We start from the raw sequence: 15,126 nt of genomic DNA, 5'->3' as shown, positions 1-15,126 counted from the left end.
AGCGATCAGCGAATGCAGATACCACGATGCGCCATGTAGGCCTTGGCTTCCGGCACGGTGTATTCACCGAAGTGGAAAATGCTCGCCGCCAGCACCGCGCTGGCATGACCTTCCAGAATGCCGTCGGCCAGGTGTTGCAGGTTGCCGACGCCGCCGGAAGCGATCACCGGAATGCCCAGGGCATCGCTGATGGCGCGGGTCACACCGAGGTCGAAGCCGTTTTTCATACCGTCCTGGTCCATGCTGGTCAGCAGGATTTCACCGGCGCCCAGGCCTTCCATCTTCTTCGCCCACTCCACGGCGTCGAGGCCCGTGGGTTTGCGGCCGCCGTGGGTGAAGATTTCCCAGCGCGGGGTTTCGCCCGGGCCGGAAACCTTCTTCGCGTCGATGGCCACGACGATGCACTGCGAGCCGAAGTGCTGGGCCGCTTCACCGACGAATTCGGGGTTGAACACCGCCGCAGTGTTGATCGACACCTTGTCGGCACCGGCATTGAGCAGGTTGCGGATGTCCTGCACGGTGCGCACGCCACCGCCCACGGTCAGCGGGATGAACACCTGGCTGGCCATGCGCTCGACGGTATGGAGCGTGGTATCGCGGCCATCGACGCTGGCCGTGATGTCGAGGAAGGTGATCTCGTCCGCACCCTGTTCGTCGTAGCGACGGGCGATTTCCACCGGGTCGCCGGCATCACGGATGTTCTCGAACTTGACACCCTTGACCACCCGGCCGTTGTCCACGTCCAGGCAAGGGATGATGCGTTTGGCCAGCGCCATGGTGAGTCCTCAGCCTTTATAGGTATCGCAGAAGGCCTGGGCCTCGGCGACGTCCAGGGTGCCTTCGTAGATCGCGCGACCGGTGATCGCACCGATGATGCCCGGCGCCTTGGCGTCGAGCAGTGCCTTGATATCACCCAGGTTGTGGATACCGCCGGAGGCGATGACCGGGATCTTCGTCGCGGCGGCCAGGGCGGCGGTGAACGGGACGTTGCAGCCCTGCATCATGCCGTCTTTAGCGATGTCGGTGTAGACGATGGCGGACACGCCGTCAGCCTCAAAACGCTTGGCCAGGTCGATCACCTGTACGGTGCTGACTTCGGCCCAGCCATCGGTGGCGACGAAACCGTCCTTGGCGTCGAGCCCCACGATGACCTTGCCCGGGAAGGCGCGGCAGGCTTCAGCGACGAACTCAGGTTCCTTCACAGCCTTGGTGCCGATGATCACGTAGCTCACGCCGGCCTTGACGTAGTGCTCGATGGTTTCCAGCGAACGAATGCCGCCGCCGATCTGGATCGGCAGGTTCGGGTAGCGCTTGGCGATGGCCGTGACCACTTCGCCATTGACCGGCTGCCCTTCGAAGGCGCCGTTCAGGTCGACCAGATGCAGGCGACGGCAGCCACCCTCCACCCACTTGGCGGCCATGCTCACCGGGTCATCGGAAAACACCGTGGAGTCTTCCATGCGGCCCTGACGCAGACGTACGCAAGCGCCGTCCTTGAGATCGATAGCGGGGATAATCAGCATCTGGCAAACCTTCAAATACGAATATTCAGCTTGGCTCGAAAATCAGTTTTTCTCGAGCGCCCACAAGTCGCTTTCGATGCTTTCGAACCTTTCTTTAAGGTGCGCCTGCACATCGAAAATCGCCCTGTTGTAATAGTGCGGAGCAATTTCGCGGGTAAACAGGTCAAGAATTTCCGCCGCCTCGAACGAACCCAGGTCCAGCTCGAAACGCTCCTCCATGAACCGCTGGATCTTGCGGTTCGCTTCACTCTCCTGCTCGGGCGTGAGGGTGAGGATCGGCGGTTTCTTGCGAGCCATTACCAGCGCCCGTCCCACGCTGCGAAGTTCTGCAACAGCTGCAGGCCATGGGTATGGCTCTTCTCCGGGTGGAACTGAACGGCGAAGCGCGAACCATCGGCCAGGGCGGCGGCGAAATCGACGCCATAGTGACCGCTGCCCACCACCTGCCGCGCATTGCCGGCGGCGATGTAGTAGCTGTGCACGAAGTAGAAGCGCGCCAGGTCCGGGATGTTGTGCCACAGCGGGTGATCCACCGTCTGCTTCACTTCGTTCCAGCCCATGTGCGGAACCTTCAAGTGCTCGCCGTCTTCATGCAGGCCCTTGCCGAAAAACTTCACCTGGCCTGGAAACATGGAGATGCAATCGACGCCGTCGTTCTCTTCGCTGCGCTCGAGCAAGGCTTGCATGCCCACGCAGATGCCAAGGAACGGACGGTCCTGGCTGACTTCGTGCACCAGCTTGTCGAAGCCCAGGCGACGAATCTCGGCCATGCAATCGCGAATCGCACCGACGCCGGGGAACACCACCCGGTCAGCTTCGCGAATCACGTCGGCATCGCTGGTGATCAGCACCTTGCCGGCGCCCACGTGCTCGAGGGCCTTGGCCACCGAGTGCAGGTTGCCCATGCCGTAGTCGATAACGGCGACCGTCTGCATTACAGGACGCCCTTGGTGGAAGGCATCTGGCCGGCCATGCGGTCATCGAGCTCGACGGCCATGCGCAGGGCGCGGCCGAAAGCCTTGAACACAGTTTCGATCTGGTGGTGGGTGTTGTGCCCGCGCAGGTTATCGATGTGCAAGGTCACGTTGGCGTGGTTGACGAAGCCCTGGAAGAATTCCTGGAACAGGTCAACGTCAAAGCCGCCAACGGTGGCACGGGTGTACGGCACATGCATTTGCAGGCCCGGGCGACCGGAGAAGTCGATGACCACGCGCGACAGCGCCTCATCGAGCGGCACGTAGGCATGGCCGTAGCGACGGATGCCCTTCTTGTCGCCGATGGCTTTGGTAAAGGCCTGGCCCAAGGTAATACCGACGTCTTCCACCGTGTGGTGGTCGTCGATATGCAGGTCGCCCTTACTGACGATGTCCAGGTCGATCAGCCCGTGACGGGCGATCTGGTCCAGCATGTGCTCAAGAAAAGGCACGCCGATATCAAACCGGGCCTTTCCGGTGCCATCCAGGTTGATCGAGGCTTTGATCTGGGTTTCCAGAGTGTCGCGCTCGACAGACGCCTTACGTTCGGCCATCACCAGCTCCGCAAAATCATTGGGCGAAAAAGGCAGCCATTATAGGGGCGCGAGCGGCAAACAGAAACACAAGAGGTGACATCACTGACGGGGTGTCGGCGATAGACATGTCCATACAAGCTTCGCCACACACAAAAAAAATGTGGGAGCGAGCTTGCTCACGATAGCGGTGGATCAGCCGACCATGATGTCGACTGACCCGCCCCCATCGCGAGCAAGCTCGCTCCCACATCGGGTTGCCCTGACCGGGTGGCCAGGGCAACGGTCTTAGTGGAACAGCACTGCCGTCTTCTGCAGGGTCACCCACACACCCCACGCCAACGGAATGCCCACCACCAGCCAGGCGGCGATCGCCAGGGGCTTGGTGCCCGGCGCCGCTTTCCACTCCAGCGAAGTGCTGCTGTCGGCACCTTTGTCATGGCCCAGCGCCTGTTCGGCAGCCAGTTCGGCGTCGGTCATGAAGTACTTGTCGGCGACCGGGCGAACCATCAGGTTGCACAGGAAGCCCAGTACCAGCAGGCCAGCAAGGATGTACAAGGTGATGTCATAGGCCGCGGCACGTTCCACGCCGATGCTCAGCTGATATTCACGCAGGTAGTTCACCAGTACCGGACCCAGCACGCCCGCTGCGGCCCAGGCGGTCAGCAGGCGACCGTGGATCGCGCCAACCATTTGCGTACCGAACAGGTCCGCCAGGTAGGCCGGCACGGTGGCGAAACCGCCGCCGTACATCGACAGGATGATGCAGAACGCCGCCACGAACAGCGCGACGCTGCCCAGGTGACCGAGGTTCGGGATCAACGAGTACAGGACAACGCCCAACGCGAAGAACACGAAGTAGGTGTTCTTGCGACCGAGGTAATCCGAGAAGGACGCCCAGAAGAACCGTCCGCCAATGTTGAACAGGCTCAACAGACCGGTGAAACCGGCGGCGATGGCCGCGATCTGACCCAGTTGCGTGGCGTCCAACTGACCGAAGGGCAGGTCGTTGCCAAGCAACTTACCGCCAAACACTTCCTGCAACAGCGGCGAAGCCATGCCGATGATGCCGATACCGGCGGACACGTTCAGGCACAGCACCAGCCACACCAGCACGAATTGCGGGGTTTTCCAGGCGACGCTCACGTGGACGTGACGATGGGTGATCATCGCGTTCGACGCTTTTTTCGGCGCCGGAGTCCAGCCTTCAGGCTTCCAGCCGGTTGGCGGAACGCGGTACGACAAGGCGCCACCGATCATGAACACGAAGTAGATCGCGGCCATGACCAGGAAGCTCTGCCATACGCCCACGCCGGTCGGCGAAGCGAAATGGCTCATCAGCGCCGCAGCCAGCGGAGCACCGACCATCGCACCACCGCCGAAGCCCATGATCGCCATGCCGGTGGCCATGCCGCGTTTGTCCGGGAACCACTTGATCAGGGTCGATACCGGGGAAATGTAGCCCAGGCCCAGGCCGATACCACCGATCACTCCGGAACCGACCCACATCAGCCAGATCTGGTGGGTATAGACACCCAGCGCCGAAATCAGCAGGCCACCGCACCAGCACAATGCCGATACAACGCCAGCCTTGCGTGGCCCGGCGTGTTCCAGCCAGCCGCCCCAGATGGCTGCCGAGCAACCCAGGAAGATGAAGAACAGGGTGTAGATCCAGCCGAGCATCGAGATCGGCCAGTCACATTGGGACGAAAAAACTTGCGAGATAAAGCTCATATCCGGTGCACAGGCCACAGGCTTGGTGACACCCAAGGCTTTGGACAGTGGCAACCAGAACACCGAGAAGCCGTAGGCCATGCCGATGCAGAGGTGAATGGCCAGTGCGGCCGGTGGAACCAACCACCGGTTGAAACCGGGCTTGGCGATGATACGTTCCTTGGAGAGGAACGCTGGCTGGTCGGCGACGCCGCCAGCCGTGATGCTCGTGCTCATTGTGTATCCCCCAGTTATTGGAATGGTCCGTCAGCCACGCGTCACCCTCAGCCTTCATTGCACGCAGGCATGGCTGTATTTTCTGGTGAAGCTCCATAGTGTGCGACATCGAGTCGCAGAAGGGCGGACGAACGGGCAAAGGTTACCATTTGCTCGCGGCGTAAAAACCAAAGTGATATCACCTTTTTCGTGCCATCTGTCTTATCGCACGCCTGCTCGTTTTCTATAGGGGGCTAACGATTTATTTTTTCAGGAATTTTCATGCACATCGTTAGTCGAGCTGTTGTGGGAGCGAGCTTGCTCGCGATGGCGGCCGCACACTCAACACATTCAGTGACTGTCACACCGCTATCGCGAGCAAGCTCGCTCCCACAATGGACCTGCGCACCGGACTTATAACGAGCACCCAACGCACCACCATCAACCCACAGCGTTATACTCCCGGCTAAATTTTGAACTCAACCTACAAGGATTCGCCCATGAAAGCGTTCGGCAAAATCCTGGGTCTGGTACTTCTCGGGCTGTTGCTGATCATTGTGGCCCTGGGCTTTGCCCTGACCCACCTGTTCGATCCCAACGACTACAAAGAAGAGATCCGCCAGATAGCCCGCGACAAGGCCCACATCGAGCTGACCCTCAATGGCGACATCGGCTGGAGCCTGTTTCCATGGCTGGGCCTTGAGTTGCACGACGCCAGCGTCGCGACCTTGGCCAGTCCGACCCAGCCTTTCGCCGACCTGCAGATGCTCGGCCTTTCGGTCCGGGTAATACCGCTGCTGCGCCGGGAAGTACAGATGAGCGATGTGCGGGTCGAAGGCCTGAACCTGCGGCTCAACCGTGACAAGAACGGGCACGGCAACTGGGAAGACATCGGCAAGGTGCCGGCCTCTGCGTCGACGGCGAACGCGCCGGCACCGGTGCCGGCCGAACAACCGGCCCCGCCCGGCGGCACCCCGGCAGAAAAACCTGCCCAGCCGACCCGCCTGGATATCGACAGCCTGACCGTGAACAACGCCCGGGTCGAATACACCGACGAGCAGACCGGCAAGCTGTTCACGGCCGAGAGCATCCAACTGAGCACCGGCCCGGTCCACGACTCCACCAACATCCCGGTCACCCTGACCGCCTTCCTGTCCAGCAACCAGCCAGCCGTGCGCGTACGCACCGAAGTGACGGGTGAACTGCGCTTCGAACGGGCCTTGAAGCGCTACAAGTTCGAAGACCTGAAATTGTCCGGCGAAGCCACCGGCGACCCCTTGCAGGGCAAGACCCTGAACTTTGCCGCCCAAGGCCAACTGTTCCTGGACAAAGCGGCAAACGTCGCCGAATGGACCGGCATCAAGCTGTCGCTCAATCAACTGCGCGCCCTGGGTGAACTGAAGGTCAATGACCTCGACAAGACTCCACAGTTGAATGGCGGGGTGTCCATCGCCCAGTTCGACTTGGCGAAGTTCGTCGACAGCGTCGGCCAGAAACTCCCGGCCATGGCCGAAGGCAGCCTGGGCAAGGTCGAGCTGTCCAGCCGCATTGCCGGTACGCCAACCAGTGTCGAGCTCAACGACTTCAACTTGAAAGTGGACGACAGCAACTTCAGCGGTCGCATCGCCGTGGAGGACTTCGCCAAGCAGTCCCTGCGCGCGCAGCTCAAGGCCGACACGTTCAACGTCGACCGCTACCTGGCGCCAAAGTCCGCCGAAGCCGACAGCTCCAAGGCCGCCCGCGAGGTCGAAGTCAGCAACACCGAAGCCAGCGCCATGGCCGGTGCTGGCAGTACACCGCTGCCAAGCGCCCCGACCCAGGGCGCCTGGAGTAACGATCGATTGTTTCCGGTGGAACGCCTGAGCAAGCTGGACCTCGATGCCGACCTGACCTTCGGGCAACTGACCCTCGATAAACTGCCGATCCAGAACGCTGCGCTCAAGGCCACCGGCCGGGGCGGCCTGCTGACCCTGGAGAACCTGCGAGGCGACCTGTACAGCGGCAACTTCGAAAGCAAGGGCACCCTGGACGTGCGCCAACCTACCCCACAGTTGAGCCTGCAAACGCGCATCAACCGGGTCCCTGCCGAGAAGATCATCGAAAGCCAAGGCAAGAATCCGCCGGTCAAAGGCCTGGTCACCGTCAACAGCGCGATCACCGCCAGCGGCAATAGCCAGAAAGCCCTGATCGACAGCCTCAACGGCACCGCCGGGTTCGTCATCAACGACGGCGTGCTGCTCAATGCCAACCTCGAACAGCAATTGTGCAAAGGCATCGCCACCCTCAATCGCAAGACCCTCAGCGGCGAACCCCGGGGCAAGGACACGCCATTCCAGCAACTCAACGGCAATCTCACCTTCAACAATGGCGTTGCCAACAACCCGGACCTGAAAGTCCGCATCCCCGGCATGAGCGTCAACGGCAACGGCGATATCGACCTGCGAGTGCTGGGCATGGACTATCGCGTCGGCATCATCGTCGAAGGCGACAAGAGCGACATGCCCGATCCGGCCTGCCAGGTCAACGAACGCTACGTTGACGTCGAATGGCCATTGCGCTGCCGCGGCCCGCTGGAACTGGGCGCCAAGGCCTGCCGCCTGGACAACGACGGGCTGGGCAAGGTCGCAGCGAAACTGGCTGGCGAGCGTCTCGGCGACAAGATCGATGAGAAGCTGGGCGACAAGGTCAGCCCCGAACTCAAAAATGCGCTCAAGGGGCTGTTCAAGCGATGAGAGCCGAACAGTTTTCCACCGCTGTCCTGGATTGGTTCGACCGCCACGGGCGCCACGATTTACCCTGGCAGCAGGGTATCTCGCCCTACCGGGTGTGGGTCTCGGAGATCATGTTGCAGCAGACCCAGGTCAGCACCGTGCTCAACTACTTCGATCGGTTCATGGCCGCGCTGCCCACCGTTCAAGCCCTGGCCGCCGCGCCAGAGGACGAAGTGCTGCACCTGTGGACCGGGCTGGGTTACTACACCCGTGCGCGCAACTTGCAGAAAACCGCGAAAATCGTCGTTGAACAGTACGGCGGCGAATTCCCCCGGGACGTGGAAAAACTCACCGAGTTGCCGGGCATCGGCCTGTCCACCGCCGGCGCCATCGCCAGCATCAGCATGGGCCTGCGGGCGCCGATTCTCGATGGCAACGTCAAGCGGGTACTGGCGCGCTTCACCGCCCAGGAAGGCTACCCAGGCGAACCCAAGGTGGCGAAACAACTGTGGGCCACCGCCGAGCGCTTCACGCCACAGGACCGGGTCAACGCCTACACCCAGGCGATGATGGACCTGGGCGCCACGCTCTGTACCCGCAGCAAGCCCAGTTGCCTGCTCTGCCCGCTGAAGCAAGGTTGCGAGGCCCACATGCTGGGCCTGGAAACCCGCTACCCGATTCCCAAGCCACGCAAGGAAGTGCCCAAGAAGCGCACCTTGATGCCAATGCTGGCCAACCACGAGGGCGCAATCCTGCTTTATCGTCGCCCCTCCACAGGGCTCTGGGGCGGGCTGTGGAGCCTGCCGGAACTCGACGACCTCGACGACCTGCAGCACCTGGCCCTGCAACACTCGCTGGAACTGGGCAACCAACAGCAAATGCCAAGCCTGGTGCACACCTTCAGCCACTTCCAGTTGGCGATCGAACCCTGGCTGGTCCGGGTCCGGGAAACCGGCCATCACGTGGCCGAGGCCGACTGGCTCTGGTATAACCTCGCCACCCCGCCGCGCCTGGGCCTTGCCGCCCCGGTCAAAACCTTGCTCGAACGCGCGGCCGCCGTAATGAACGCAGGAGAGTTGCAATGACCCGCACCATCATGTGCCGCAAGTACAAAGAAGAACTCGAAGGCCTGGAACGTGCACCGTTCCCGGGTGCCAAGGGCCAGGACATCTACGACCACGTCTCGGCCAAGGCCTGGGCCGACTGGCAGAAACACCAGACCCTGCTGATCAATGAAAAACGCCTGAACATGATGAACGCTGAAGATCGCAAATACCTTCAGGGCGAGATGGACAAGTACTTTTCCGGCGAAGATTACGCCAAGGCCGAAGGCTACGTGCCGCCGTCCGAATAAGCTGTTCCACACGGGGGCGGATCGTAAGCGACGGTAATAATTAAATATTTTTTGATAACGTGCTTGACGCCCCCCCGAAAAACCCGTTTAATGCGCCCCGTTGCCCAGATAGCTCAGTCGGTAGAGCAGGGGATTGAAAATCCCCGTGTCGGCGGTTCGATTCCGTCTCTGGGCACCAAATACCGAAAACCCCGATCAAGCAATTGATCGGGGTTTTTTATTGCGTGGGATTTTCTTCCTCCGCCTTATCGACTCGGCTACATTCATCAGCTTCCCTCTGATAAACGAGTCGACATGGATATCTCCGGCATCCCTTTTGGCACCACCGATTGGTCAACCATCGAGCCCACCGAGCACAAGGGCATTACCGGAACCGCGTATTGGCGTACCCAACAGTTCGGGACCATTCGCGTGCGGATGGTGGAATACACGTCGGGGTACCTGGCCGACCATTGGTGCACCAAGGGCCACATCCTGTTTTGCCTCAAGGGCGAGCTCAACACTGAACTTGAAGACGGGCGGCAATTTTTGCTCAAGCCAGGCATGAGCTATCAAGTAGCCGACCAGGCCGAGCCCCATCGCTCCTCGACTTCGTCAGGGGCCACGCTCTTCATAGTGGATTGATTCGAAGCGTTCACGCCGAAGCTGTAGGATAGGTCGACTTATTCATCAGGAATCCGGCCATGTCATCGGTGAACAAACAGCAGAAACGCAACCAGCGCGCCAAGGCGAAAGCCAAGAACAACCGGATAAAGCGCGCTGCTGCGCCGAACGATTTCCTCGACCCGAACGATGAGCGTATCGATCTGGAAACCGTGGACCTGACGGAGCTGTTCCAAATCATGCGTGACGCCGAAAAAGTCAGCCAGAAGGCGCTGTGCGAGGCGTTCCTGGCATATCCACTGCTGGCGTTGGTACTGGAGCAGGAAGGTGAAGAAGAGGCGACCGACTTCATCATTACCGCATTGATCGAATACCGCCGCCTGACCACAGGCGTCGATGAGCAGACCGCGCTGGATTGGGTGGAAAGCAAGCAATTCCAGGCCGATTATGTGGCTGCATCCCAGACGTTTACGCAAAGCCAGGACTGACTGTCTGGCCGGGACCGCGGTGGATGACGCCCTCCGGGGATAATTCCCACAATCCAAGGTCAACCAACATGGGGCGGCGTCATACCCGTCCTGCATCACTCTGCTATTTTTCCGCCCAAGCAATCATCCCCGTCCGGCATCATCGAAACATCGCCTGGAGCATCCTTGCGGTCCGCCCCCTCTCAATGGCTGGACACTTCGATGACGCCCATGCTGCCCCAAGATGACCCACAGCTCGCTCCCTTGATCAACGAACTCGGCGAACTGATTCGCCAGGCACGCCAAAAGGTCCTGCGTGCCGTCGATACACTCCAGGTACAAACCTGCTGGCAGATTGGGCGGCACATTGTCGAATTCGAACAGGGCGGCGCCGAGCGGGCAGCTTATGGGGCTAGACTGCTGCCGACGCTGGCTAAAGAGCTTACGACGCGGTTTGGGAAAGGATTCGATGAACGGAATCTGCGGCACATGCGGGACTTTTATCAATCGTTTCCGATTTGGAACGCAGTGCGTTCCGAATTGAGTTGGACCCACTACCGTACGCTTCTGCGGATAGAAGACGATAACGCCCGTCATTGGTACATGAACGAAGTGGCTACCCAGAACTGGTCAACTCGTGCGCTGGAACGCCAGATCGGCACCTTCTACTACGAACGCCTGCTGGCCAGTCGGGACCGCCCTGCCGTGCAGCAGGAAGCGACAACTCACCTTGAAAAACTCAACCTCAGCCCAAGAGACATCATCAGGGATCCGGTGGTCCTGGAGTTTCTCGGCCTGCCCAATGCCGGCACGCTACTGGAAACGGAACTGGAACAAGCCCTGATCGACCAGCTACAGGGTTTCCTCCTTGAGTTGGGCAAGGGTTTCGCCTTCATCGCTCGCCAGCAACGCATCAGCACCGACAGCAAGGACTTCTACCTCGACCTGGTCTTCTACAACTACTTGCTCAAGTGCTTTGTAATCGTCGACCTCAAGCGTGGCGAACTGAGCCACCAGGACATCGGGCAGATGGACATGTACGTGCGCCTCTACGACGACCTCAAACGCGGCCCCGACGACAAACCCACCGTCGGCATCATTCTCTGCGCCCAGAAAGACGAGTCAGTGGTGCGTTATTCCGTCTTACAAGGCAACGAACAACTATTCGCCAGCCAGTACCAACTCGTGCTCCCTACGGAAGAAGAACTGCGCAATGAGCTGGATCGCGAGCGGACACGACTTGAGGCACGGCAACCGGGGCCAGCGACCTGACAGAAAGCCACCCACCCAAACCGGTTTGTTCATTTCCCAGGGGATTGTCCAGGCCCATGGCGGTAAACTGCTCGCCGAAAGCCAGCCAGGCCAGGGCAGCGAATTGCGCTGTACCGTGCCTAAAATCGACTGAGCCGGGCACCGTCCCCCTAACGAATGTGGAAATCGAAGCCCAATGGCCTCTCTGAACAAACAGCAAAAACGTGCCAAGCGCGCCAAAGACAAAGCCAAGCAGATCCGCATGACCGGGCGTAAATCCATCCCCATGTATGGTGACCCGGACCACGCCACCGCCCAGCCACCGGTCTATGTACTGGAGCTGTTCGCCAAATTGCGCGAAGCCGAGGCCGTTAGCCGCAGTGAAATGCTCGACACGCTGCTCGCCTCCCTGAGCGTGATGATCAGCGAACGCCCAGGCCTGCTCGACCTGAAGAACGCCGAAAACGAAAGCATGGCAGCCACCAACCTGGCCGCCGACATGCTGGTGGACTACCGCATGTGGGTCGATGAAATGGACCGCGAGACCGCCCAGCGCTGGCTCAGCACACCGGAGTTCATCAAGGACTTCAGCGAGGCCCTGGACCGTTATCGCCAGTCGATGGAGGAACCGGCCAGCGAATAAGCTCGTCGGTTATTCGTCACCGTTCCAATGAAACACCAGGTTGCGCGCGGCCCCGCTGCCTACCTCAGCAGTGTCGCGCCGCGCCTCACCGTTGCGCGTCGCCACCACCGTGTATTTGCCGGGCGGCAGTTGCACGTAAACCAGCGGCCCGGCCTCAGTCAGCGTCAGCAGCGTTTGCCCCGACGCGTTATGGACAGTGACCTCCACATCCGGGATGTATTTGTTTTCCGGGCCAACCGCGAATGTCATGTGCAAGTTGTAACCCTGGGCTTGCCCGATGGCCCGGGCTTCATCCTCACCGATACCGCCCGACAGATAAGTGATGCCGTTCTGCTGCATGGGCTGGACCTGCACGCCGCTGTTGTCGATGGGTGCGAGGTTGGTGGCGTTGAGGGCGATGGGGAACAGCAGGACGCTGATGGCGACGAAGGGTAATACAAAATAATGAATGAGCTTCATGGCGAGGACTCCAGCCTCTGGAAACAACTCACATGAGTTCTTTTTAGAGCTCAGTCGCGAGCCAACGTTTAGATCGATTGGAACTATTGGTTGGGACTGTCTGATGATCAAATTCATGCTCGACACCAACATCTGTATTTTCACGATCAAAAATAAACCCCAGATCGTTAGAGAAGCTTTCAATCTTCATCACGGCCAGCTCTGCATTAGCGCCGTCACGCCGATGGAGTTGATCTACGGCGCAGAAAAGTCATCCGCCCCAGAGAAAAATCTCGGCGTCATCGAAGGGTTCTGTGCCCGACTTGAGGTTTTACCTTTTGGTTATGACGCTGCAGCACATACCGGAATGATCCGGGCGGAGCTGGCAAAGATGGGCAGGCCAATCCGCCCCTACGACCAGATGATTGCCGGCCACGCCCGCTCCCTCGGGCTGATCGTGGTCACTAATAACCTGAAAGAGTTCGAAAGAGTCCCCGGACTGCGCATCGAGGATTGGACCACTGTGACGACGACAGGGTCGTAACTTCGGTGGCTTGAAGTTAAAAAACAGCTCAATCGAGGCCCAATGTGGGAGTGAGCCTGCTCACGATGCGGCCATCAACCTCACATCTCCGTTGGCTTCTCTACCGCTATCGCGAGCAAGCTCGCTCCCACAGGTTTACGGCCACTTTCTCGCTCAGGAAGCTACGGAGCATTGGCTTCACAGCCCTGAAGTACAGGCGGATTTCGAAACTGCACGAGCCAGTTTCAAAGAGGTCCTCAACATATTGTGGGATCTCGAGGACGCTCCCGAATAACCCGACATACTTTTGAGTTCGGTAACGCTCATCCGTTTAACCCTTCCAACCCCCGCCCAAAGCTGGCACCATCGCGCCTTTTTTTACGCGACTCCCGGGGCTTTTCACCGGTAGACCAGGTTCAAACGGCTGTTCGGTTGTTGATGGCGCGACAGTCTGCTGCGCCGATGCGACAACCTGCCGCACATCACCGGTTTACCGCCCGTAGCGCTGTTGGCTGCCATTCGCCACGCATGCTAGCTTGGCCGCCTCGCCAAGGAAGGCAGCCAACAGCAAGGGAGCACATACCATGAGGACCGCACATGGCCCAGGCCACGCCCGCGCTTGAAATCCGCAACCTGCACAAACGCTACGGACAGCTGGAGGTGCTCAAAGGCGTCTCGCTGACCGCCCGCGACGGCGATGTGATCTCGATCCTCGGATCCTCCGGGTCCGGCAAGTCCACGTTCCTGCGTTGCATCAACCTGCTGGAAAACCCTAACCAGGGTGAAATCCTGGTGGCCGGCGAAGCGCTCAAGCTCAAGGCCGCGAAAAATGGCGAGCTGGTGGCCGCCGACGGCAAACAGATCAACCGCATGCGCAGCGAGATCGGTTTTGTCTTTCAGAACTTCAACCTTTGGCCGCACATGAGCGTGCTCGATAACATCATCGAAGCGCCGCGCCGGGTGCTTGGCCAAAGCAAGGCCGAAGCCGTCGAAGTGGCCGAGGCCCTTTTGGCCAAAGTCGGTATCGCCGACAAGCGCCACGCCTACCCGGCCGAACTGTCCGGCGGCCAGCAACAACGCGCCGCCATCGCCCGCACACTGGCGATGCAGCCCAAGGTGATTCTGTTCGACGAACCCACCTCCGCCCTTGACCCGGAAATGGTCCAGGAAGTACTTAGTGTGATCCGCGCCCTGGCCGAAGAAGGACGCACCATGCTGCTGGTCACCCATGAAATGGGCTTCGCCCGTCAGGTTTCCAGCGAGGTCGTGTTCCTTCATCAAGGCCTGGTCGAGGAGCAAGGATCGCCACAGCAGGTCTTCGAGAACCCGCTTTCGGCGCGCTGCAAACAATTCATGTCCAGCAACCGCTAACGGAGCAATACACATGCAGACCTACAAGAAATTCCTCCTGGCCGCAGCGGCCAGCCTGGTTTTCTCGGCCAGCGCCATGGCGGCCGAAAAGCTGAAGATGGGCATCGAAGCGGCCTATCCGCCGTTCAACAACAAGGACGCCAGCGGCCAGGTCGTGGGGTTCGATAAAGACATTGGCGACGCCCTGTGCGCCAAGATGAAAGTCGAGTGCGAAGTGGTCACGTCCAACTGGGACGGCATCATTCCCGCCCTGATGGCCCAGAAGTTCGATTTCCTGATTTCTTCGCTGTCGGTCAACGACGAGCGCAAGCAAGCCGTGGACTTCACCGACCCGTACTACTCCAACAAACTGCAATTCATCGCGCCGAAAAACGTCGACTTCAAAACCGATAAAGAGTCTCTCAAAGGCAAGGTCATCGGGGCACAGCGCTCTACCCTCGCCGGCACTTGGCTGGAAGACGAACTGGGCAGCGATATCACCGCCAAGCTCTACGACACCCAGGAAAACGCCTACCTGGACCTGACCTCCGGCCGCGTCGACGCGATCCTGGCGGACAAATACGTGAACTACGATTGGCTGAAAACCGAAGCTGGCCGTGCTTACGAATTCAAGGGCGACCCGGTGGTGGAAGGCGACAAGATCGCCATTGCGGTGCGCAAGGGTAACGACGAACTGCGCAACAAGCTGAACGCCGCACTCAAGGAAATCATTGCCGACGGCACCTATAAAAAGATCAACGACAAGTACTTCCCGTTCAGCATCTATTGATACTGATGTGCCTGGCCGGCGCCGCTGCCTGGCAGCG

General features: G+C 60.0%; 17 protein-coding genes and 1 tRNA gene. 11 read left to right on the top strand and 7 right to left on the bottom strand.

What is annotated here, in order from left to right:
• Nucleotides 1-5 precede the first annotated feature (5 nt).
• The 6 genes from hisF to KI237_RS02080 all read right to left on the bottom strand — a co-directional run bounded on the left by hisF (nt 6) and on the right by KI237_RS02080 (nt 4,980).
• Nucleotides 6-776 (bottom strand): imidazole glycerol phosphate synthase subunit HisF, encoded by a 771-nt coding sequence (gene hisF / locus KI237_RS02105; protein ID WP_003196830.1) that lies wholly within the window; start codon nt 774-776, stop codon nt 6-8.
• Between the two features lie 9 nt (nt 777-785).
• Entirely contained in the window at nt 786-1,523 is a 738-nt protein-coding gene (gene hisA, locus KI237_RS02100) for a 1-(5-phosphoribosyl)-5-[(5-phosphoribosylamino)methylideneamino]imidazole-4-carboxamide isomerase (protein ID WP_003196828.1), read from the bottom strand.
• 42 nt (nt 1,524-1,565) lie between these two features.
• On the bottom strand, nt 1,566-1,820 hold the full coding sequence (locus tag KI237_RS02095; protein WP_030141479.1) for a DUF2164 domain-containing protein: 255 nt from the start codon (nt 1,818-1,820) through the stop codon (nt 1,566-1,568).
• Nucleotides 1,820-2,458 (bottom strand): imidazole glycerol phosphate synthase subunit HisH, encoded by a 639-nt coding sequence (hisH, locus tag KI237_RS02090; RefSeq protein WP_018606318.1) that lies wholly within the window; start codon nt 2,456-2,458, stop codon nt 1,820-1,822. Before hisH ends, KI237_RS02095 begins: the two co-directional genes overlap by 1 nt.
• Nucleotides 2,458-3,051, bottom strand: coding sequence for an imidazoleglycerol-phosphate dehydratase HisB (gene hisB / locus KI237_RS02085; protein ID WP_003186751.1), 594 nt, complete (start codon nt 3,049-3,051; stop codon nt 2,458-2,460). The genes hisH and hisB overlap by 1 nt, the downstream gene beginning before the upstream one ends.
• Before the next feature lie 267 nt (nt 3,052-3,318).
• A complete protein-coding gene (locus KI237_RS02080; protein ID WP_212798593.1) occupies nt 3,319-4,980 on the bottom strand; it encodes an OFA family MFS transporter in 1,662 nt (553 codons plus the stop codon).
• 479 nt (nt 4,981-5,459) lie between these two features.
• Here KI237_RS02080 and KI237_RS02075 point away from each other — a divergent pair, with 479 nt between their 5' ends.
• The 8 genes from KI237_RS02075 (at nt 5,460) to KI237_RS02040 (ending at nt 11,988) form a co-directional block, all read left to right on the top strand.
• A complete protein-coding gene (locus tag KI237_RS02075; RefSeq protein WP_212798592.1) occupies nt 5,460-7,691 on the top strand; it encodes an AsmA family protein in 2,232 nt (743 codons plus the stop codon).
• The gene (gene mutY / locus KI237_RS02070) at nt 7,688-8,755 is read left to right on the top strand and encodes an A/G-specific adenine glycosylase (RefSeq protein ID WP_212798591.1); all 1,068 of its coding nucleotides are present in this window, start codon (nt 7,688-7,690) and stop codon (nt 8,753-8,755) included. Before KI237_RS02075 ends, mutY begins: the two co-directional genes overlap by 4 nt.
• Nucleotides 8,752-9,024, top strand: coding sequence for an oxidative damage protection protein (locus KI237_RS02065; protein ID WP_003196814.1), 273 nt, complete (start codon nt 8,752-8,754; stop codon nt 9,022-9,024). Before mutY ends, KI237_RS02065 begins: the two co-directional genes overlap by 4 nt.
• Nucleotides 9,025-9,126: 102 nt before the next feature.
• Nucleotides 9,127-9,202, top strand: a tRNA-Phe gene (locus tag KI237_RS02060).
• Between the two features lie 116 nt (nt 9,203-9,318).
• Nucleotides 9,319-9,648 (top strand): DHCW motif cupin fold protein, encoded by a 330-nt coding sequence (locus KI237_RS02055; protein WP_212798590.1) that lies wholly within the window; start codon nt 9,319-9,321, stop codon nt 9,646-9,648.
• Between the two features lie 59 nt (nt 9,649-9,707).
• Nucleotides 9,708-10,115 (top strand): hypothetical protein, encoded by a 408-nt coding sequence (locus tag KI237_RS02050; protein ID WP_212798589.1) that lies wholly within the window; start codon nt 9,708-9,710, stop codon nt 10,113-10,115.
• A 201-nt stretch (nt 10,116-10,316) separates the two neighbouring features.
• A complete protein-coding gene (locus KI237_RS02045) occupies nt 10,317-11,366 on the top strand; it encodes a PDDEXK nuclease domain-containing protein (protein ID WP_212798588.1) in 1,050 nt (349 codons plus the stop codon).
• Between the two features lie 175 nt (nt 11,367-11,541).
• The gene (locus KI237_RS02040) at nt 11,542-11,988 is read left to right on the top strand and encodes a hypothetical protein (protein WP_212798587.1); all 447 of its coding nucleotides are present in this window, start codon (nt 11,542-11,544) and stop codon (nt 11,986-11,988) included.
• Nucleotides 11,989-11,997: 9 nt separating this feature from the next.
• Here KI237_RS02040 and KI237_RS02035 read toward each other — a convergent pair whose 3' ends face one another.
• On the bottom strand, nt 11,998-12,447 hold the full coding sequence (locus KI237_RS02035; RefSeq protein ID WP_212798586.1) for a flagellar hook assembly protein FlgD: 450 nt from the start codon (nt 12,445-12,447) through the stop codon (nt 11,998-12,000).
• A gap of 103 nt (nt 12,448-12,550) precedes the next feature.
• Here KI237_RS02035 and vapC point away from each other — a divergent pair, with 103 nt between their 5' ends.
• The 3 genes from vapC to KI237_RS02020 all read left to right on the top strand — a co-directional run bounded on the left by vapC (nt 12,551) and on the right by KI237_RS02020 (nt 15,089).
• The gene (vapC, locus tag KI237_RS02030; protein ID WP_212798585.1) at nt 12,551-12,970 is read left to right on the top strand and encodes a type II toxin-antitoxin system tRNA(fMet)-specific endonuclease VapC; all 420 of its coding nucleotides are present in this window, start codon (nt 12,551-12,553) and stop codon (nt 12,968-12,970) included.
• A 576-nt stretch (nt 12,971-13,546) separates the two neighbouring features.
• The gene (locus tag KI237_RS02025; RefSeq protein ID WP_212798584.1) at nt 13,547-14,320 is read left to right on the top strand and encodes an ABC transporter ATP-binding protein; all 774 of its coding nucleotides are present in this window, start codon (nt 13,547-13,549) and stop codon (nt 14,318-14,320) included.
• A gap of 13 nt (nt 14,321-14,333) precedes the next feature.
• Nucleotides 14,334-15,089 carry an ABC transporter substrate-binding protein gene (locus tag KI237_RS02020; RefSeq protein WP_212798583.1) on the top strand — a complete coding sequence of 252 codons (756 nt, stop codon included), beginning with the start codon at nt 14,334-14,336 and terminating at the stop codon, nt 15,087-15,089.
• Nucleotides 15,090-15,126 lie beyond the last annotated feature (37 nt).

The sequence above is a fragment of the Pseudomonas sp. St316 genome (assembly GCF_018325905.1).
Taxonomy (GTDB): Bacteria; Pseudomonadota; Gammaproteobacteria; order Pseudomonadales; family Pseudomonadaceae; genus Aquipseudomonas.
The sequence above is the reverse complement of the archived record's forward strand: the minus strand, read 5'-3'. Positions and strand labels throughout refer to the sequence as shown.